Origin of the sequence: Phascolarctobacterium faecium, from assembly GCF_003945365.1 — a bacterium.
Taxonomy (GTDB): domain Bacteria; phylum Bacillota; class Negativicutes; order Acidaminococcales; family Acidaminococcaceae; genus Phascolarctobacterium; species Phascolarctobacterium faecium.
In genome coordinates this window covers 1,507,162-1,528,691 of record NZ_AP019004.1, presented here as the reverse complement: position 1 = coordinate 1,528,691, position 21,530 = coordinate 1,507,162, and the positions used below count along the sequence as shown (strand labels likewise).

The window sequence follows — 21,530 nt, the reverse complement described above, 5'->3', positions numbered from 1 at the left end:
TCAAAGCCCACCAAAGTTTATCAAAGTTACTTTCTTCTGCTCCAATAAACATTTATTTTTTTCAGAAAGAAAAGCCTGAAGCTCATCTTCCCAATGATACTGCCAGGAAAAAGTTTTTTTCAAAGACTCTGCATCCATCCCCGGATGAGTCATGATCTCACTTACGCCATCAGGCAGATTCCTAATGATTTCACCTACTAAGAATTCGTTTAAATTACCTCCGGCCAGCATTCCAAAAAAATGCTGTGGATAGACAAAATGGGCCTGTCTGGCTTTCATTTTCGCCAAAGCACTGCAAAAGCTTAAGCCTTCACGGCCGATCAGGCGGCCAGCAGTGCTGTTAAATCCACCGCGCCAAAACCAGCCTTCCTGCGGCATCCTAATTTTTTTAATACCAAATGCACTGCACAAATCCAATACGATGTCGGCGATTCCCGGCAGCACATGCAGATGCTGATGGCTGTCGACGTGAGTTATTTCCAGACCACAGCTTAAGCCGCGTTCTAGTTGTGCTTGCAGTTCGCTGACAACTTCTGCTTTTTTTATTCTGCCAGCATACCACCGTTTGGCAAAAACTGTATAATCAGCAGGCAAAAGCCCATCTTCATCAACAAGTGTTCGCAGCTGCCGTGCTTGTAAAAGCGGTTTACCTCCTCCTACTAAAGTAAGATGGATACCTACTCCTAAAGCAGGTATTGCTTTCGCCTGAAGTACTGCGTCATCAAAAGCAGCACCGCTGCACATTAAAGACGTACTGGTAATAAAACCGTCCCTGCAGCCTTTTATAATACCAGCATTGATTGCCGGATGCAGTCCGAAATCATCAGCATTAACAATTAATTTTTTCATATATTTCAGCCTCCTGAAAGGCTCTAGATTTTTTTATAATTTGCAAAATGGACTTTTACAAGCCGTTCCAGGGCACCGCGTCCCAATTCTTTCAGCAGCTCGCGCGCACAGTTTGTCGCAGCGTCACTGCCACCTTTAGGCAATTCATTTCGCCCAACCTGCTCGGCCAGCTCCTGCATTATTTCCAAAAATTTAGCCCGCGCCAATACTGAAGCAGCCGCCACAGCAATATCTGCCTCGGCCCTGTGCTGCTGTACTATATTAACATCAGGAAATTCCTGCTGTAAGCTGGCGCGGATGTCGTTAGACGCTGTAAATTGATCAACCAGCGCATAATTACATTGCGGGCATTGCCGCAGAACATTTCGCAGTACAGCTATGTGACCATTGCTTAACAAATGGTTGAGATTTTTTCCATCTGCACGCATTTGCTGATAACGAAAATTATACATTTCCGGCTTCAAAGCTAAAACCGTGTTGATCGGAGCAGCTTCGACAATCAGCTCTGCCAGCCGCAGAACTTCTTTATCATTGATCAGTTTGCAATCTCTGACTCCCAAACGGACTAGTTTTTCAGCCGTAGTAATATCTACTAATACTGCTGCAACGACTAAGGGTCCGAAAAAATCTCCTTTACCTGATTCGTCACTGCCTGCCCAAATACCTTTAAAATCGGCACAATTTCGTAAAAGTGTATAGTCATTTCCAATAGCCTGTACGATATCCCCTTTATCGGCAGTATCTTTTCCTGTCAAAACTGCTTCCAGCTGGGACCTCAATTCTGAAGCCGTACCGCCCCAAACAAACTTAATCCCCTTTTTACCATTATATACTGATAATACTACTTTACTATCACTGTTTGTTACTGTCAACTGTATACCATACTGCAGCTTTTTTTCAGTAATTGTAAGATTGGCGTCAAAACTTTTGATCTGCTTTTTTAAATTGTCGATATAAGCAGCAAAATCACTGTTCAAGTTGTGCCTCCGCAGCAGCTGCTGCTGCCTGCATAATAGTTTTCAGGCTGTGTCCGCTTTTTAAAGCCAAAACTTTACAATCCTCAAATTCAGGAGCAATATTCACAATTTTCCCATCCATCTGTGCATATTTAATTCTCACTTCACCTTCAGGCAACGACACAATAGTAACCTTCCTGTAATTGATATGGCGATGCACCGCATAATAACGTACTCCCAGCGACGTTGTTTCAGTCAGCAAAATATCAGTCAGCTGATCCAGGTTCTGAGGATCGAGCAGCACCGATAAAGTTTGAGCAGGCCGTCCTTTTTTCATAATGATCGGAGTCAGCCAGCAATCCAAAGCACCCGCCTGCAGTAAGCGTTCCTGCACATAAGGGTACAATTCGCCATTCATATCGTCAATATTACATTCGGCAACAAGTAATTCACCACCGGCTTCAGCTTCCCATTCGCCGATACTGATGCGCAGGACATTGGGTATTTCCAGATCCCAGGTCCCGGCGCCATAAGCAATTTTACTGCCGCTAAAGCCCTGTGGAATATCATTTGTACTGACTGCTAAAACCTTCATCAGTGCAGCACCAGTCGGTGTAGTAAGCTCTTTTTCGATCTTTCCGTGGCTGTGCTGCAGCCCTTGTAACAGCTCTGCCGTCGCAGGAGCCGGCACTGGCATCAGTCCGTGTGCACAATTTACAAAGCCACTGCCTGTATGGATATTGGAAACAAAAATCTTTTCGATCCCCAAATATTCCAAAGCCAAAACGCAGCCCGCAATATCAATAATCGTGTCGATTGCTCCGACTTCGTGAAAATGCACTTCATCAACAGTTTTTCCGTGAACCTTAGCTTCAGCTTCTGCTAAAGCTGTAAACACCTGTAAAGACTGCATTTTGATTTTATCATGCAAGTCAGAATGTGTAATAATATGGGCTATATCATGCAGATTGCGATGTTCATGGTGGTGATGCACAGGTTCTTCAGACACTTTCACCTGATGGCAATGCTGAGCGCAATCGGAATGATGTTCATGGTTATGCCCTGTATCGCCATGTTCGTGATGATGGTGACCAGCGTGGGGATGTTCATGCCGATGTCCAATTGTGACATCATGTTGATGTTCATCTGGCAGCAAGACATTAAAATAGTTCGCATCAATCCCACATTTATTAACACGTTCGTTGATCAGTTCATACTCTCCCAAGTGCAGCTTTTTCATCTCAGACGCCAAATGATCGAACGGTACACCTGCATCGATCAAAGCTCCCAGCAGCATATTGCCGCTGATACCCGCAAATGCTTCTATATAGATTGCTTTCATTACATCACCTCATATGATTGATAATACTTGCCATACGCCCCGCTCCAAAACCGTTATCGATATTAACGACAGCCACACCGGCCGAACAGCTGTTGAGCATGCCCAAAAGTGCCGATAGCCCCTGAAAGTTAGCTCCATAACCGACACTGGTAGGCACCGCTATTACAGGTCGTTCGACCAAGCCGCCGACAACGCTTGCCAAAGCGCCTTCCATTCCGGCAACGACAATAACCACATTAGCATTTCTGATCAAATCAAGTTTATCAAACAGTCGATGAATACCAGCCACGCCTACGTCGTAAACCCTCTCTACCTGATTGCCCATGATCTCAGCAGTCAATGCCGCCTCCTCTGAAGTAGGCAGATCGCTTGTACCAGCCGTCACAACGGCGATATAACGCTTATCATCTTTTGGAAGAGGTTTACGCTCTACAAAAATCAAGCGCGAATTTTTATGATAAACCGCATCGGGCAGCACCTTCTGCACCGCTGCAAATTTATCGGCATCAGCACGTGTTCCCAAAATATTATTGTGTACCTGTGCCAGCTTTTCCATGATTGCAGCAACCTGCTCTACTGTTTTACCCTCGCAGTAAACAACCTCGGGAAACCCCTGACGCAGACTGCGGTTATGATCCAGTTTCGCAAAACCTAGGTCAGTATAATCCGCAGCATGCAGCTTTTCCAAAGCTGTTTTAGCGTCGATAGTGCCTGCTTTATAACTTTCCAAAAGCGCCAGCAAATTTTCTTCGTAAGTCATATTATAATACTTCCTTAACTATGATTTATGCAAATGTTTCTCTTTCCATTCCTCGCTCAGCAAATATAACAGCGGCACTACAACCAGAGTCAGCAAAGTCGACGTCGTCAGACCGCCAACTAAAACCACGCCCATAGACTGGCGTAGCTCAGCACCGGCACCAAGACCCAAAGCAATTGGCAGCATACCTAAAATAGTCGAAAGCGTTGTCATAAATATCGGACGAATACGCAAAGCGCAAGCTTCACGCAAGGCCTCGCGCAAAGGCATACCCTTAGCCCGTGCCTGATTGGCATAGTCGACCAGCAGGATCGCATTTTTTGTAACCAGACCCAGCAGCATCGTAAAACCGATCAGCGACATCATATTTGCAGTCTGCCCTGCTACCATCAAGCCTAAAACAGCACCGATAATCGCAAACGGCAGTGACATCATAATTACCAAAGGCTGCATAAAGCTTTCAAACTCTGCTGCCAGAACCATATAGATCATAATAATAGCTAAAATAACCGCCTTCGCGATCTCACTAAAGGCTTTTGCCATTGTATCAGCCTGACCGATCATTTTATAACGGTAACCGACCTGCATATTCATATCCGGGATCATCTCCGTCTGAATCTTCTGGATCAAATCGCCCGGAGTAATACCGACTGTATTAGCATAAACAACGATCTGGCGCTGTCTGTCCTCACGGTCAATACGTGTAGGACCGGACGAGAAATACACGTCAGCTACATCGCCCAACCGGACAAACTTCCCTTCCGTATTGGAAACACGCAGATTGGCAACGTCATTGATATCACGACGATGCGCAGCATCCAACTGTACAATTATATCATAGTCGTTATCACCGATAGTAAAACTATTGCTTGTGCTTTTGCCTAAAAAGGCCATTTCCACAACTTTACCAACGGAAGTTGAATCAAGCCCCATTGCGCTCGCACGCAGCGGATCGACCTTAACGATGATCTCCGGTTCTTCTTCCGATGAAGAAATATCAACATCAGTAGAACCTGGAACCTGTCTGATCCTTTCCGCCAGATTCTGAGCATAAGTTGTCAGCAGCTCAAGATCACTGCCGCGCAGACCTACCTGCACCGGTCTGCTGTCACCGCGTCCGCCGCCCTGGTTACTGACGACTGCGACTTTCAATTCTTCGACATTACCAAATTTACGGCGCAGCTCATCCATAATATCGATCATACTGCGATCTCTGTCAGACGAAGGAATAAGCTTGACATCGATATTGCCTTCGTTAATAGGCACGCGCGAACCGCCTAAGCGCATCGCTGCAATCCTGACCTCCGGCATTTGCAGGATTTCTTCTTCCAACGGCAGCGTCAGCTCCTTCATTCGCTCGATACTTGTACCGGCAGGAGCTTTAACACTGACGGAAAATTCACCGGAATCGTATGTCGGCTGATATTCCGTACCAATAAAAGGTAACAGAAAAAGATTAAAAATAAGTGAAGCAACAGAAATCAAAACTATTTTCCAAGGATGCTGGAACGCAAATACCATTAATTCATCATACATCCGGCAAATTACCTGAAACCCGGCCTCAAATTTATCCAGACAAATCTGTACAACTTTGGGACGCGGATGCTTATAAGGTTTGGCATGTTCCTCGCGATAATCCTTCAGCCAATAAGCCGATATCATTGGTGTAAGCGTGTAAGCAGCCATCGTCGAAAAAGCCAGCGCAAAAGCGACAGTTAAGCCGAATTGTTTAAAATACTGACCAACTACCTCACCCATAGAACCGATCGGTACAAAAACCGCCATCAAAGAAAGCGAAGTAGCAAGAATAGCCAGAGATAACTCTTCTGTAGCGTCCTGAGCAGCCTGAATAGGCGACTTACCCATTTCCATATGCCGGAAAATATTTTCAATCAAAACGATAGCATCGTCGATAAGGATGCCGACTGCCAGGCTCAAAGCCATCAGCGACATATTATTCAGCGTAAAGTCCATCGACTTCATCAAAAAGAACGTGGCAATAACGGAGGTCGGTATAGAAAGGCCGCCGATGATCGTAGCCCGAAAATCGCGCAGGAACATATAAGTTATCAAAAGCGCCAGAAAGCCGCCGAAAAGTATAGCATTCCAGACATCGGCAACATTCTCGCGGATATAAGCAGACTGATCGCGTACGACATCGACCTTGATATCCTTAGGCAAATCATTTTCCATCATTTGTTCCATAGAAGCGTTGACACCGTCAACAACATCTACAGTATTGGTCTTAGACTGCTTTCTTACCAAGACCATAACGCTGGGTACTTTATTAGAACGGGAATAGGTGTCTTCGTCTTCCCAGCTGTCAACAACCTTCACAACATCTGAAAGCTGGATCGGGCGACCATCCTGATTGGCAATAACGATGTTTTTAATATCGTCGATATTTTTATATTTGCCTAACGTACGGACTGTTATTTCCATATCGTTATAACGGGCCTTACCGCCAGGAGTATTGATATTTTCACTGTTGACCTTATCTAAGATCGTCTGAAAGGAAATATTATAACTGTTCAGCTTCTCAGGATCGGCAATCAGTTTGATCGCACGCAGGCTGGCGCCGACAACAGATACTTCGGACACGCCTTCGACACGCTGCAGTTCTTCTTTAACAACGTCTTCAACTATCTTACGGGTTTCTTCACGGCTGCGCGAATCAGAAGCAAAAGTAAATGCCGCTATCGACTGTGACGAAATATCAAAACGCTGTACAACCGGCTCATCGATGTCGTCAGGCAAACGCCGGCGTACCGACGCAACCTTTTCACGCACCTCACTGGCCATCTCGCGCGGGTCAACACCCAGCTCAAATTCCAGCGTCGTCTGCGAATAACCTTCGCGTACAGTTGACGACAGGGTTTTAATACCTGCAACCTGGCTGACGCGATCTTCAATAGGTCTGGTTATCAGAGTTTCCATTTCCTCAGGTGAAGCGCCTGTATAGGTAACAGTAACACTTACCAGAGGCAGTTCAACGTCAGGATACAAATCGACACCCAAATTAGGATACGACTTAATGCCGAATACTACTAAAAGCAGTACAAACATCGTCGTAAAAACAGGTCTGCGTATAAATGTGCCTATCATTTTATTTAGCACCCTGTCCTTCTAATTTGATCTTACTGCCTTCACGCAATTTATTCTGACCGCCGGTAACGATCCGGTCGCCATCACTCAAACCATCTAAAACTTCTACCATATTATCATTGACAAAACCTATTGTTAAAACTCTGCGGCTGACGACACCATCATCATCAACAACAAAAACCGTACGCTGATCTTCACGCATTACAATAGCGCTCATAGGAATAACTAATGCATTCTCTTTCGGCTCGGCTGTAATGACAACATTGGCATAAACACCGCCGCGTAATTTACCGGCACTGTTGTCCACTGTCACCTCAGCAGCAAAGGTCCTTGCCGGCATATCTGCTACCGGCGAGATACGTGTGATCATACCGCTGAATTTATCATCAGGATATGCGGGCACAGTAATATCAGCCAATCCGCCAACAGCAATATTGCTGATCTGACCTTCCGGGATATTTATTTTAGCAGTCAATTCAGAAATATCGGCAATATTAAACAGCGCTGTACCAACTTTAGCATAATAACCTTCCTGATAATAACGTTTAGAAATAATACCGTCCTGCGGCGCAGTTACACTGGCTCCGCTCAGCTTATCCTGCATATTGTCCCACACGCCCTGAGCTTCCGAAAGCTTGCCCTGCGCATTGTTTCTGGCAAAACGGTAATTATCTACTGTCTGCTCCGAAACAGCGCCCTTTTCATATAATGCCTGATAGCGCTGCAGCTCGCGTTCAGCTCTTTCCAAAGTCGTTTGGGCATCCATCAAAGAACCCTTCGCCGATAACAAATTAGCCGTCTGTTCTGTCTGCTCTAAATGAGCCAGCACAGTGCCAGCTGTGACCTTGTCACCTTCATTAACATAAACCTTCTCTACCCTGCCATCTATTTTAGCTGCCACGTCGGCCTGCCAAACAGGATCAAGGCTGCCCGCAAAACGCATAACAGGAGTAATACTCTGACGCTGCGGGAAAGATGTGGCCACCGCAATATTCTGCCCTTGCGAAACACGGTTCGCACGCTCGTTGTTAGCCTGGATATTACCATAAATACGATACGCAATAATTGCTAAAAGAACCAGGGATGCGATAATTGCAATACGAACTTTTGTATTCTGCCAAATCATTTTTTTACTCCTCAATTTATCGAAATAAAGGTATTTTTATTTATAATAATAGATATTTTAATTATACAACTTTTCCATATAGAATAGCAAGAAAATTGCAGGCTGAAGCAGCGCTTTCACAGTCTTTTCAACGGTTATGCCATACAACATAAAAAGACCCCTGCTGCAGAAAAACAACAAGGGTCTAATAATATAACGTTTACTCTATTTTTTTGCTTCGTCTATTGCCGCCATATTAGCTGCGTCACGTTCTTTTACGCGATTCAGGCCGGTCTTTTCACCAGCGGCGCCAGTATTCATTTTCCCTAAGGCGTCCTTCAGCGAATAAACGGTAAATTCAGCCGTCATATCCAGATTTCCCGAAGCATCATTTTCTTTAACGGTATTAACACTGGCTTTGTTCAATTTTGCAAACCTCGTACCGTTTTCTACCTTCTGCAAAAACTCGACCATTTTATAATAGTTGCCGCTGATAGAAATATTGAGCGGTACTTCGTAAGCTCCATTTACCTGTTTTAAATTGCCACTCGGAGGCTTAACACTTTTGAACTGAATTCCGCATTCCTTTGAAAGGTTAGAATATTCCTGTACTAATTCAGGCACAGTTACTATATCAGGCAACAGCTTCTTAGCTTCAGCAAGGTAGCCTTCCTGCTTCGCTGCAAAAGCATTATAATCCTTATTCTGTTCAGCAAATGTCTGATAACTGGCTAAACGCTGCTGCGCCTGTGTCAATTCCTGCTCATTTTTCTGAATGTCTTCACGCAGCGGCTGCATGATATACAGAACTACAAAAACAAGCAGCAGTACCGAACCTAACAATAACAACGAATATTTACTGTTTTCTGACATATTGCTGTCAGGCATTTCTAATTTCACTTCTTCACCCCACTTCTCTGAATTTCCAAAGTAAAATCAATAACGCCAGCAGTACTGCTGTTATTATTGTTGCTTTCATCGGCAGAAATCAGCTGCACATTGGCAATATCAGGCCGTGCCTGTAAAAGACTGATGAATTTAACAATATCGTCCATTTTCATGGCTTTACCGGCAATGCTCATCTGATCTGGCTTATTGCCCTGTTTAACACTTGTCAGCCAGCAGCCGTAAGGTGTAACATTGCCCAGTTCAGCAAGGGAACGGCTCCAGACGATGCGGTCTTTAGAAAGATTGCGTACGATAGTATTGCGTTTATTTACTTCCGCATTCTGCTGCTGAGCTTTATCAAAACGTTCCTGCCAGACTTTCATTGAAACTATACCTTCATTCACATCGCTGAGCTTACTTTCAGTATACTTGAACATTGCCAAATGGTAACCCCACAGTAAAATGCTCAGTCCTAAAAATACATAAGCTATAATACGATAAAGTTTCCATGTAGGAAACTCACTTTTGCGCCTGTACTCAGGTAAAAGATTGATTCTAATCATCTGCTTCCCCTCCGTACAAAGCAGCGCCTATTGCAACAGTCAGCGCTCCCAGATATTTTTTCAGTTCTCTCTGATCAAGTTTATCTGCAAAAGTAACTGCTTGACGCAAATCGTTAACGACAACCTTCATTTCCATACCTTCGCTCAAAAATTCGGACAATCCGGCCATATTTGCACCGCCGCCTGCCAAAACCAGATGCGTAAATCTTGCATCCTTTTTATTGATCAAATAATATTCACAGGTTCTGCGTACTTCACGTCCCAGATTTTCAACCTCGTTGAAAAATTCTGCAAATTTAGTTTTATCTGTTTCCAGGCTGCTCAAAAGCAGCTCATCTTCCAGTTTGATCTTTTCAGCAGCCGTCAGGTCAACGCCAGCACCGTTAGCAATAGCGGCATTAAACATCTGCCCTCCCTGGGGAATACTGCGCTGCGCAACAGGAGCACCGTTCTGAAAAATAGTCAGCATCGAATATGAACGCCCTATATCAAGCAAAACGAAGTTTTCCAACTGCCTGGGCAAGGTTCTATAAGCAGACAAAACTTCGATATCAATACCAATAGTATGCCAGGCCAGCGCATCACTGATTTCCAGCAGTGAATCAATAACATCCTTAGGTGAAGCAACCAAAAGCACAGGCTGCAGACCTTCATTAGTATATGCACCAAATTTAGCCGAATCCACATAATAAGTATCAGCTTCATAAGGAACATACTGACTGGAATCCCAAGCTACAGACTGTTTCATTTCTTCGTCAGGCATTTCCGGCATATCGATCTCACGTACAAAAGCATTACGACCGCCTACAGTAAAAACCGCATGCCTGGCATTAAAATCATATTTTGCCACCAAGCCTTTAATAAAGCTTATCATCGCATCACTGTTACGGACAAATCCATTATTGATAAGCTCCAGTGGCAGCTCTGCTACAGCAAAACAACTAACTACAGGCTTACTGCCTGTTTCTATCTGCACCATTTTTATACTTCCGGTGCCGATATCGACGCCAACTATTTTTGACGGCTTTGTGTGAAACATTCTTTTTACGATGGCTTGCACATTCACTTGCGCAGACCTCCTTGATTCGTATAAATAAAATCAGTTTTAATACTATATTTTATAAATTATATCATAAATTCATAAACTCATACAAACAAATTCCAGTAAAAATAAATTAAATATGGAGAAAACAAAAGCGCAATATAAGCTCCGATACATAAAAACGGTCCAAACGGAATCGGATCTTTACGCTGCTTGATACCGGAAGCCAGCAGCAGCACCCCGATTATCCCCCCAAAAACAAAAGCCAGCATCAGACAGACGATACTCGCCTTAAACCCAAGCCAAACGCCTAAAACAAAACTGAGCTTAACATCGCCAGCACCCATTCCACCGCGGCTCAGCAAAAATATCAGCAGCATCAGCCCACCGGCAAATAAAGCCCCATATAAAGAATCCCACATGTCCGGTAAAGCATAATAGGCATAAATGATACCTGTCGGCAGCATCAGCATCAAAATTTCATCCAGCAGAATTTGATGATCCAGATCAATAAAAGCCTGCACGATCAGGCAAGCTACAAAAAAGAAAACCAGTATTATTTTTAAGCCAGGCAAATAATACAAGCCGCACAAGGCAAATAAAATACCTGTCAAAAGCTCTACCAGCATATAACGGGCGCTATACGCAGCATTACAGTAGCGGCACCTGCCGCGCAGCAAAAAATAACTTAGAACAGGTATCATATCCAGAGCCCCTAACCTGTGTCCGCAGCTGCCGCAGGCAGACGGAGGGCTGATAACAGATTTCCCCAGCGGCAGCCTGTAAATACAGACATTCAAAAAACTGCCGATAACTATGCCGATGACAAAATATAAACCAAATAACAAATACACAAAACCACGCTCCAACATAAAATATACTGTAAATTATAGTACTTTCAGTTAATTTCAGCACAAAAAGAACTGTCAAAATATATTACATAAAAGACAAAACCAGACACCATTGCTGTCTCTTGATGCCTAAATCATACTTTTCAAAGCGTCATTTAAACACCGATTTTTGAATAACAACGATGCTTTTCTTGATATACAACCTTGAATATACCGACAGAAAGTTTAACAATAGTAATAAACAAAGCCCTCATATTCAATTACATTGATTAATATTTATTATATCACACAAACAGGATGATATTTATTAATTCAATAAAACATACCTTTAAAAATATATGCTTAGAATAGTTATTATCAGGATAGATAAAGTATTTGCCTTTACAATCACTTACTGCTTAAGCTGGTAAACAAAAGCAGCAGTATTATCAACTACTGCTGCTTGGCATTTATCAACATAATTCCAGATTCATTCTATCAAAAGCAGATTTAATTATTTCCATAAACCTGCTCTTTTGTATAATAACCGCTTTCGATTAAAACTTTATCGATATTTTCTTTTGTTACCATTTCACCTGTAATCAAATAAACCTGGATTTTCTCGCCTTTATCATTAGTTATTTCTGAATTAGCAGTTACTTTTTCACCTTTCGCCAGGGCATAAGCCTGATCAACTGCAGCTGACGCCATATTTTTCAAGTCCATATACACTGTTGCATCCTGCGTTCCTGCAACAAGTCTTTTAACCGCCGCCAGTTCTGCATCCATACCGACAATGATAACATGATTTTTTAATCCCAGCTCCTGTACTGCAGCAGCGGCACCGCCAGCCAAACCATCATTCGGACACAAAACTGCATCTAATTTCATGTCATTCGCTATAACAGCTTTTTTTACCATTTCCTTGGCAGTATCAGCAGACCACCCCGGTACATAATCATTCAATATTACATTGACGCCCGTTCCGACCATTGGTTCAATGTATTTATTGGCCCCATTGTATAAAAAGTGAGTATTAAAATCACCTTTATCACCCTTCAAAACAATAAAATTACCCTTATAAACACGCTCTGATAAATGCTTGCCCAGGTTCTGCCCAATTTTATAAGTATCATAACCAATAAAAAGATCCGTCTGAGGATTTAAAATAGCCCTACTATATGAGACAACCTTAACGTTTTTCTTTTTTGCATAATCTACTATATCGTCAACCTGACGTAAATCTCTGGGAATCATAATCAATACATTGATACCGCTGTCAATAAGTTCAAAACAGTCTTCACGCCATGTCTTAGGTGTATCAGTAGTATTAAAACGAACAGTTATATCTGCTCCGAGTTCTTTAGCACGATCTTCCATAAACTGTTTTTCTTTCACCCATCTTGTAGCACCACCAACACCAAAAGAAACTCCCAGCTTGGGTTTCTGAGGCTCGCTGCTGCAGCCCACAGCCAGTATAAAAATTGCCACAGCCCCCATAATACATACGATTTTTTTCAGCATAACTTACCCTCCCTGAAAAGCTCGGCAAATTTACTTTCTTCCATTGGTCTGGCAAAATAATAGCCTTGAGCAATATTACACCCGCATTCACGCATCAGACTGACATTCTCCCCTGTTTCAACGCCTTCTACCACCAGACTGATATTCAGCTTGCGAGCCATTTCTACAACTGAAACAAAAATAATATTACGTTTTTCGTTATCAGCAGCTTCCTCTAAAAAAGCTCTATCTACTTTTAAAGTATCTATCGACAAGTCTTTCAACATATTCAAAGAAGAATAACCGGAACCGAAATCATCCATTGCCACAGCGACGCCATATTCACGAACTTTCTCTGTAAAATCATAAATAATACTGAAATTATCAAAAATAGCGCTTTCGGTCAGCTCCAATTCAATCAAATGCGCTGGCACCTGATATTTTTCCATTTTCTGTAAAAGTGTCGGTAAAAATTTTTCATTTGAAAAATGCAAACGTGAGAAATTTACAGAAATCGGCACACATTCTATCCCTTCATCCAATGATCTTCTCAAAAAAGCTAATACTTTTTCAAAAACAATCATATCAAGATCCGTAACCAGGCCCGTTTTTTCGCTTAAAGGTATAAAATCACCAGGTGGAATAAGTCTGTTGTCTTTTGTCTGCCAGCGGATCAAAGCTTCCGCACCTACCAGCTTGCCGCTGTTGATATCAACCTTCGGCTGATAGAAAGCTACAAACTCATCATTTTTGATCGCCAGCTTCAGATCTCGTTTCAGCTCTTCATTGCGTGCCGTCTGGTCATCAAACTGTTTTGAATAATAAACTACATGCTGATTCAGCACGCCTTTGATCGTCTGTGCCGCTACGCTGGCTTTATCGACCATCAGATTAAGGTTTTCGCTGTGATCGTTAATAATATACACACCAGCCGAAAAATGCAGCATCAGGTTTTCTTCCGTGATACCTCTGATCGAAGAAAATAAACTTTCGATACGCTTTTCATCGGCATCCAGCAACAGACAGACAAACTGGTCTCCGGAAATACGAGCCGCTGTTTCACCGGGCTGCATCCAGGAATTGACTGAATTGTAAATCTGCCGCAAAATCTTATCACCGCAGGCAAATCCGTAAAAATTATTGATATACTTAAAATTGTCTACGTCAAAATTAAGAACATAAAATTGTTTATCCGTGCTCTTATTCAACAGCTCCTGCACATCAACCAGAAATTTATTATAGGTATTACCGCCTGTGACATTATCCACAAAAGCGATTTTTTCCAAAGTCCGTTTCTGCCGCCGCTTATTCCAGGCAAAATAACAGATGCTTACCAAAAAGATAAGTACCAGAGCAACCATAACCATATAAAAAATCTTCATAACCACATTGCCATTTTCAGCAATGACATCAGTAGGCACGCTTGTTACAAGATACCAGTCATGCACCTGTTCAATAGGAGTATAAGCAGAGAAGGTTTTTTCACCATTGACCACGTTTTCCATAAAACCGCTTTTATTGGCTTTGATATCTTCTTTCATTTTACGAACAGCTTCAGCATTTCCATATTCGTAAACGTCACGAAAATAATTATCGGATTTTAAAGCACAGTTGATATGCTTGGTATGCAGAATAATATAACCTTCACTGTTGATAACATACATATACCCTTTAGACGAAAATAACGAAGCCGCAAACAGCTCATTCATCTGTTTATCCGTATAGATTTTCTGAATCGTACCGATGATATTATTATCGTAATACAACGGCACGCTGCCGACAAAAATATATTCGCCGTTGATTCTTGAAATAGTACGTTCAGAAATATTAGAAATACCATCAATAGCTAATTTAAAATATCGGCGTCCTGAAATATCTATATGCGTGTCGCCATCTACATAGGCAAGCCCATTTTTATTCGCTAAGAATAAACTATCATCAATGCTGTTTTTAGAATAATCCTCTAAAAATTTATTGATATCCGCTTCTTTGGTGATATTCTTATTTTTCAGTCCGTCAGATATTTTATTACTGATAATATCCAGACGATTAAGATCTAAAAGCAGTTTACTGGTAATAACGTTCTTATTTTGCGAAACTATTTCTTCAAGGTTATTTCTGGAATCACTGTCAAGTAAATTTTGAACATATCCCAACAAAAAAACAATAACACCAAATAAAATGATGTTAAATACAAAAACAGATATCAAAAAAGGTTTTTGTAAAATTTTATCAAAATTCATGACAGATCCCATCCGGCTTCGTTAGAAGTATAAAAAAATTAAATATCACTTTTTTTCACTATGGCATTACATTGAACAATTACTTATCAATAAATTTCAATATCTTTATTTCTTTTTATTTAGCAACTAAATATTATTTTCATAAATATATTTTTAAGTTTTATTTTAAATATTTTATCATTTTATTTATCTTTTATCAACTTAAAATAATAACCCCGTTCCCTTTTTGGGAACGGGGTTATTATAAAAATGGTTTGATTTATAAATTTGATTTATAAAATAGAAGCTTCATTTACTTCTTCGATATCATTTTTTTCAGCATAGCCTGTCAGGGCCAAAGTCAAAGCACCGTCACCAGTTACATTGCAGGCAGTACCAAAGCTGTCCTGCAGTGCAAAAATCGTCAACATCAAAGCCGTACCAGTAGCATCAAAACCCAGTACACTGATGATAAGGCCTAAAGAAGCCATAACTGTACCACCTGGAACACCGGGGGCACCAATAGCAAAAATACCCAGCAACAGACAGAATAAAATCATCGTACCTAATTCTGGCAAAGCACCATATAAAATCTGCGAAACAGTCATAACAAAAAATACTTCAGTCAAAACACTGCCACATAAATGAATATTGGCAAACAGTGGAATGCCAAAATTTACCAAGTCTTTGCGCAGCACTTTTGATTTACGTGCACATTCCAACGCCACTGCTAAAGTAGCCGCCGATGACATTGTACCTACGGCAGTAATATAAGCCGGCCAGTAATGCTTCAGCACTTCCATTGGATTAGCGCCGGCATAAAGACCTGCCAAACCGTACAACAATGCCAGCCAGATATAATGTCCCACCATTACTATCAGCACTACAATCAGGAACACAGGCAGCTGTTTGGTAATCGTACCTTCGTACGACAATGCGCAAAAAGTGCAGGCGATAAAAATCGGCAGCAGAGGAATAACAATATTAGTAACGATAGCCAGAACAATTTTTTGAAATTCTTCCAAAAATTTAGTAATCACAGCAGCCTTAGTCCAGGCAGCTGCCACACCAATCAAAACAGAAAAGACCAAGGCGCTCATTACACTCATGATCGGGTCGATCTTTAGATCAAACAACAGCTTTGGCAGTTCTTTTAAACCATCTACAGAAGAAACAATATTCATATGGGGAATAATACCATACCCTGAAAACATTGCAAAAAATGCTGCTCCAACCGAAGAAACATAAGCTAAAGTAATAGCAACACGCAGCATTATCGACGCATGCTGGCCCAAACGCGTGATAGACGGGGCAATGAACCCGATAATAATCAGCGGTACACAGAAAATAATCAATGAACCAAGTAAATTTTTGATGGTTAATATAACCTGCATCAAAGCTTCATTGGCATATAAGCCTACCAGAATACCTGCAATAACACCCAGTAAAAGTCGGGCAGGCAAACTTCCCAGTATGTTTTTCATTAGCGTCACTCTTTTCTTGGATAAAATATTTTACTATATACTAAAATAGCATATACTAATCAATTCCTCAACTGTTTTTCACTTTTTCTCTCAAAATATTATTATTTTCTTAAATAAAAGTACTGAAAATAGTATTTTAGACTTTTTTACTACCGTGGAGCCCACATCATCAGACCCACACCACTGCCATACAAAATAACCGCCGCCGATTTCAGCCAGACCTGCCAAAATAAAAATCATAATCGAACTAAACATAAAATTTTCCTTTCCAAATACGCAATCCATCTAATATTATAGCCATAAAATAAAAAATTAAAAGTCTGGCTAACTAAAATCCAGACTTTTATCATTTTCACATTTAATATAAATTATTTTTGCTAATATAAAAATCTAAATCTGCCAGCCGCTGTTTAGAATCAGTTCCAATTTTCTGACCAATCAAGATTGCTAACGACTCTGCAACACATAATGGAACTACATAAGAATTTGTAAAACCAACTCCGTCTATTTTTACCGTTAACAAATAATCAGCATATGGCACTAATGGTGACGTTACTCTGTCTGTAATGAGAATGATTTTACTACCACGCTTTTTAGCCAGCTCTAAAATAGAATAATTAATCTCAGAGTAGCGCTGGAACGAAAACATTACCAAACAATCTTCTTCATTAAGATCAATCAATTTTTCTATAACACTGCTTTCTGCCATATTGCACAAAATCAAATGCGGCACAAAAAACACTGCTTTACGTGTAAAATAATCAGCACAACAAGATGTTCCTCTAAAACCAATAATATATTTATTCCGACTTTTTATAATACACTCAGCGATACTATTCACTAATTTGTCATCTAAATTAAGCATCGTTGAAGATAAATTATCAATAGCCTTATAAAAAACATCGTTTACTACGTTATCACTATTTATTTTATCTTTGGTATTAGTAAATTTCTGGCTTGGCGATAAATTCAAATTATAATGTTCAAGCATCCGTTCTTTCATAGTATTTTTAAAATCAGCAAACCCAGCAAATCCAAGTAATCTAATAAACCTAATAATAGAAGTATCACTTACACCTAACTTTAACGATATATCAGTCACTGTACTAAGACCAATGTTATTAATATTATCAAGAATATAATCTGCTATAACTTTTTCTGTTTTAGTTAAATTCATAGACTGGATCTTACTAATCAAATTATCCATAACAACATTCCTTTAAATATTAAGTATTATGTTAATATTATACACCATAAAATAAAAAGAAGCAGGGATAAATTTCCCTGCTTCTTTTTATTTTATTCAAGTTCTCTTACAAAAGACTGTATTCTATCCATTGCTTCCTTTAAATTCTCCATAGAATTAGAATAAGACAATCTTACTTTGCCCTTAATATTAAATGCTTCCCCTGGAACCAATGCCACCAGAACAGCTTCTAATAGAATATTAGCAAAATCAACGGCATCTTTTATTTCACGGCCACGATATTTTTTGCCAAAATAACAACTGAAATCCGGCAATAGATAAAAAGCTCCTCTAGGTTTCGCACAGCTTACCCCCGGCATTTCGGCCAAACGCTGCAATAAATAAATTCTTCGTTTATCGAACTCTGCAACCATTACTTCCAAATCATGCTGCGGTCCACTCAAAGCAGCAACAGCAGCCTTCTGAGATATAGCACTGGTAGCTGAAGTTGTTTGACTTTGAATTTTCTTTATTGCATCTATAATAGTTTTATTGGCAGCTACATATCCAATACGCCAGCCAGTCATTGCATAAGCCTTAGAAAAGCCATTTACAGTTAAAGTCCTGTTCCAAACATCTTTAGAAATAGAAGCTATTGAAAAGTGCTTTGCATCGTCATAAATAAGCTTTTCATAAATTTCATCTGTAATAATATAAAAATCATATTTACAAGCTAAATCAGCTAATTTACGCAAAGTACCTTCGCTATAAACAGCTCCAGTTGGATTATTAGGAGTACAAATAACAATAGCTTTTGTCTTCGTAGTTACAGCCTTCTCTAAAGCCTCAATATCCAAATCAAAAGTTTCTGCTTCTACATCTACAAAAACTGGTTTCGCTCCTGCAAACTTAATCATCTCAGTATAACTAACCCAGCAAGGAACTGGCAAAAGCACTTCATCTCCAGGATCTACTAAAGCCATGATCGAATTAAAAATTGCCTGCTTAGCTCCTACAGTCGCGCAAATTTCATCTGTGGTATATTCTAAATTATTATCTTCATGTAATTTTTTAGAAATCAAACGGCGTAATTCTATAATACCGTTACCAGCAGTATACTTACTGAAGTTATCAACTATTGCCTTGATAGCTCCGCATTTAATATAATCAGGAGTCCCAAAATCAGGTTCACCCACATTTAAAGAAATAATATCTTTTCCCTCTGCTCTCAACTCAGCTACTTTCGCAATCAATGCAGAAGTTGGCGAACCTGAAAAAGTATTCATTCTTTCTGCTAACATTATAATTCCTCCTATCCTAAACTAAAGTTTTATTAAAATCTTCACCAGTCCAAATATTTTCATTTTTGGCAACCAGCATCGTTCCTAAAACATCACCCGATACATTTACTGTAGTATGTGACATATCAATAAGTCTGTACATTCCAGCAATAGGCCCCATTAAATCCATTGGCAAACCTAAAAGATTTAAAAAAATCGCACCTGTTACAATACCACCACCGGGGATACCTGGTGCCGCGATAGACATAATAGTCGAAATAATAATAACCATTAAAATCTGATCAATAGTGAGCTGCAAACCATAGATCTCAGCTACAAAAAACGCCAGTATCGTTTTATATAAAGCGGCTCCAGTCAAATTTATCGTGGCTCCCAAAGGTATAGAAAATGAAGCAATAGACATCGGTACCTTTAACCTTTCTGTAGTAACATTTAGAGTTATAGGTATCGTACCTGCGCTGGAATTAGTAGCAATAGTATTTACCCAGATCGGTATCATTGATTTACACATTTCCAGATAATTTACTTTAGTATATAACCAGACGATACCACTAAAGAAAAACCAAATCAAAAGACAGCCAACCCAATCTGTAAAAACAAACTTAGCCAGAACCCCAAAAAGCTTAGGTCCAAATACAGCCGTAGTATTCGCCATCAGTGCTAATACACCAATAGGAGAATATAACATAACTATATCCAGCATTTTATAAATAATACTTGCACATTGATCAAAAATTTTAGTAACCCCAGCTACCTTCTCACCTAAAGACACCAGTGCCACACCTACAAGAACAGTAAAAAAAATCATTTGCATAATCTGATTTTTAGCCATACTGTCAACAATATTAACTGGTACCATATCAAACAAAAAATTTACAAATGATGGGGTTTTCACTTTTGAAGTATCAAATGCCTGCATATTATCAAGTGTAAATCCCACACCTGGATGAGTTATATTAACCATAACAATACCAACAATACAAGCAATAACTGTCATAAGGAAATAGACAATGACTACTTTACTGCCAATTCTTTTCAACCGCTGCACATCACCAATAGCAGCAATTCCGCTTGTAACGCTAAAAAAGATAACCGGAACAATTAACATTTTAATCATATTCATAAATAGATCTCCGGCAGGTTTTACCCAAATAGAAAAATCATGGAAAAACAGTCCGGCTATAATACCTATGATAAAACAAACGCCTACTCTATGCGGCAAATATTTTTTATTTAACAAAAACGTACTCATACTATCCCCTCGTTTCCCAAACAACTTGCTTTATTAATAGTAATCGTCAATTATTTCAATCTTTTTTGTCTCGATAGCTTTAGCTACCCACTCACGCTTAGCAGTTCCATTCCCAGCGGCAACCACTTTAGCTTCATCAGTTTCTTGCAGTTTTTGCGCTGCTGCAAGTACCGCAGAAGCATCCTTCAAGGGAATAATTATTACACCATCATCATCCATAACAACTATATCTCCTGGGTTTACGCTAATACCACCACAAGAAATTGGTACATTTATTTCTCCCGGTCCTTCTTTATAAGGACCACCTGGTGTAGAACCTGTAGCATAAATAGGTAATGGTATTTCCTTTGCGGATTTTACATCCCTTATCGGACCATCTAATACTAAACCATTAAGTTTTTTATAAGCAGCATATGTAAACATAATCTCTCCCATCAACGACCTGTTATCTACACCGCCCTCATTAGAAACAACAATCACATCACCTTCTCTAGCCATATCCAAAGCTGCGTGTATAAGAAGGTTATCTCCCCCACGAGATTTGACAGTAAGGGCAATTCCTGCCCATACCGTTCCATGCGGACTGGAAAACAACTTAATTCTTGGATGCATAGCACAAGAACGTCCCATCGTATCAGCAATATTAGCTGTAGGTATCTTGGCAAACGCTTTAACTAATTCCAATCCACTGTTGTCCTTTTTTAAATAAATTCTTCCGCCAACTGTCATTTGCTACACCTCACTTGATATTATATTAGTCACTTTCTTGTTTATTTAACAACATTTTAGCTTCAAAAAGAATATTATTCAACATATTTCTGTAAATATTTAATAATATTTTATTTTTCTACCTAAAAAGTAAAATTTGTAACAAATTTCTAGCCATTTCATTTATTATTTCTATTATGTATTCAAACTTTAATTATTTCTATAAATTCAGTGTTCTCAAATCAACTATAAATATTACAGATGCAATTATCGAAAAGCCTTTCATTATAACAAAAACAAAAAACCATTTCTGAAAATATCAGAAATGGTTTTAATTCATCTTATTTTGTTGGTGATCTGGGAGGGATTCGAACCCCCGACCCACGGCTTAGAAGGCCGTTGCTCTATCCTACTGAGCTACCAGACCAAAAAAA

Annotated in this window: 18 protein-coding genes and 1 tRNA gene; all 19 read right to left on the bottom strand. The window is 40.1% G+C overall.

Going from position 1 to position 21,530, the window contains the following annotated elements; genetic code table 11:
- Positions 1–849 carry a ChbG/HpnK family deacetylase gene (locus PFJ30894_RS07500; RefSeq protein WP_125669458.1) on the bottom strand — a complete coding sequence of 283 codons (849 nt, stop codon included), beginning with the start codon at positions 847–849 and terminating at the stop codon, positions 1–3.
- Between the two features lie 23 nt (positions 850–872).
- Positions 873–1,826, bottom strand: a complete 954-nt coding sequence (rnhC, locus tag PFJ30894_RS07495; RefSeq protein ID WP_021718354.1) for a ribonuclease HIII — start codon at positions 1,824–1,826, stop codon at positions 873–875.
- Complete coding sequence (gene larC, locus PFJ30894_RS07490) at positions 1,816–3,147, bottom strand: nickel pincer cofactor biosynthesis protein LarC (RefSeq protein ID WP_125669455.1); 1,332 nt, start codon at positions 3,145–3,147, stop codon at positions 1,816–1,818. The genes rnhC and larC overlap by 11 nt, the downstream gene beginning before the upstream one ends.
- Before the next feature lie 4 nt (positions 3,148–3,151).
- Complete coding sequence (larB, locus tag PFJ30894_RS07485; RefSeq protein WP_125669453.1) at positions 3,152–3,907, bottom strand: nickel pincer cofactor biosynthesis protein LarB; 756 nt, start codon at positions 3,905–3,907, stop codon at positions 3,152–3,154.
- Positions 3,908–3,925: 18 nt separating this feature from the next.
- Positions 3,926–7,012: an efflux RND transporter permease subunit gene (locus tag PFJ30894_RS07480; protein WP_044491956.1), complete on the bottom strand. Its 3,087-nt coding sequence runs from the start codon at positions 7,010–7,012 to the stop codon at positions 3,926–3,928.
- 1 nt (position 7,013) lies between these two features.
- Positions 7,014–8,138: an efflux RND transporter periplasmic adaptor subunit gene (locus tag PFJ30894_RS07475; protein ID WP_021718350.1), complete on the bottom strand. Its 1,125-nt coding sequence runs from the start codon at positions 8,136–8,138 to the stop codon at positions 7,014–7,016.
- Positions 8,139–8,342: 204 nt separating this feature from the next.
- Positions 8,343–9,017, bottom strand: a complete 675-nt coding sequence (locus PFJ30894_RS07470; RefSeq protein WP_046429986.1) for a type IV pilus inner membrane component PilO — start codon at positions 9,015–9,017, stop codon at positions 8,343–8,345.
- Positions 9,014–9,568, bottom strand: a complete 555-nt coding sequence (locus PFJ30894_RS07465; RefSeq protein ID WP_021718347.1) for a PilN domain-containing protein — start codon at positions 9,566–9,568, stop codon at positions 9,014–9,016. The genes PFJ30894_RS07470 and PFJ30894_RS07465 overlap by 4 nt, the downstream gene beginning before the upstream one ends.
- Complete coding sequence (pilM, locus tag PFJ30894_RS07460) at positions 9,561–10,634, bottom strand: type IV pilus assembly protein PilM (protein WP_021718346.1); 1,074 nt, start codon at positions 10,632–10,634, stop codon at positions 9,561–9,563. Before pilM ends, PFJ30894_RS07465 begins: the two co-directional genes overlap by 8 nt.
- A gap of 80 nt (positions 10,635–10,714) precedes the next feature.
- Positions 10,715–11,464 (bottom strand): prepilin peptidase, encoded by a 750-nt coding sequence (locus PFJ30894_RS07455; RefSeq protein WP_021718345.1) that lies wholly within the window; start codon positions 11,462–11,464, stop codon positions 10,715–10,717.
- Positions 11,465–11,950: 486 nt separating this feature from the next.
- The gene (locus PFJ30894_RS07450) at positions 11,951–12,964 is read right to left on the bottom strand and encodes a sugar ABC transporter substrate-binding protein (RefSeq protein WP_125669451.1); all 1,014 of its coding nucleotides are present in this window, start codon (positions 12,962–12,964) and stop codon (positions 11,951–11,953) included.
- A complete protein-coding gene (locus tag PFJ30894_RS07445) occupies positions 12,958–15,186 on the bottom strand; it encodes a bifunctional diguanylate cyclase/phosphodiesterase (protein WP_125669449.1) in 2,229 nt (742 codons plus the stop codon). The genes PFJ30894_RS07450 and PFJ30894_RS07445 overlap by 7 nt, the downstream gene beginning before the upstream one ends.
- A gap of 272 nt (positions 15,187–15,458) precedes the next feature.
- The gene (locus tag PFJ30894_RS07440) at positions 15,459–16,649 is read right to left on the bottom strand and encodes a dicarboxylate/amino acid:cation symporter (RefSeq protein ID WP_125669447.1); all 1,191 of its coding nucleotides are present in this window, start codon (positions 16,647–16,649) and stop codon (positions 15,459–15,461) included.
- A 90-nt stretch (positions 16,650–16,739) separates the two neighbouring features.
- Complete coding sequence (locus tag PFJ30894_RS07435) at positions 16,740–16,904, bottom strand: YnfA family protein (protein WP_021718341.1); 165 nt, start codon at positions 16,902–16,904, stop codon at positions 16,740–16,742.
- Positions 16,905–17,007: 103 nt separating this feature from the next.
- On the bottom strand, positions 17,008–17,856 hold the full coding sequence (locus PFJ30894_RS07430; protein WP_125669445.1) for a MurR/RpiR family transcriptional regulator: 849 nt from the start codon (positions 17,854–17,856) through the stop codon (positions 17,008–17,010).
- A gap of 92 nt (positions 17,857–17,948) precedes the next feature.
- Complete coding sequence (locus tag PFJ30894_RS07425) at positions 17,949–19,136, bottom strand: pyridoxal phosphate-dependent aminotransferase (protein ID WP_113077062.1); 1,188 nt, start codon at positions 19,134–19,136, stop codon at positions 17,949–17,951.
- Between the two features lie 16 nt (positions 19,137–19,152).
- Positions 19,153–20,388, bottom strand: coding sequence for a dicarboxylate/amino acid:cation symporter (locus tag PFJ30894_RS07420; RefSeq protein ID WP_125669443.1), 1,236 nt, complete (start codon positions 20,386–20,388; stop codon positions 19,153–19,155).
- 33 nt (positions 20,389–20,421) lie between these two features.
- A complete protein-coding gene (locus PFJ30894_RS07415) occupies positions 20,422–21,117 on the bottom strand; it encodes an RraA family protein (protein WP_046429974.1) in 696 nt (231 codons plus the stop codon).
- Between the two features lie 329 nt (positions 21,118–21,446).
- Positions 21,447–21,523: transfer RNA gene (locus PFJ30894_RS07410), tRNA-Arg, on the bottom strand.
- Positions 21,524–21,530 lie beyond the last annotated feature (7 nt).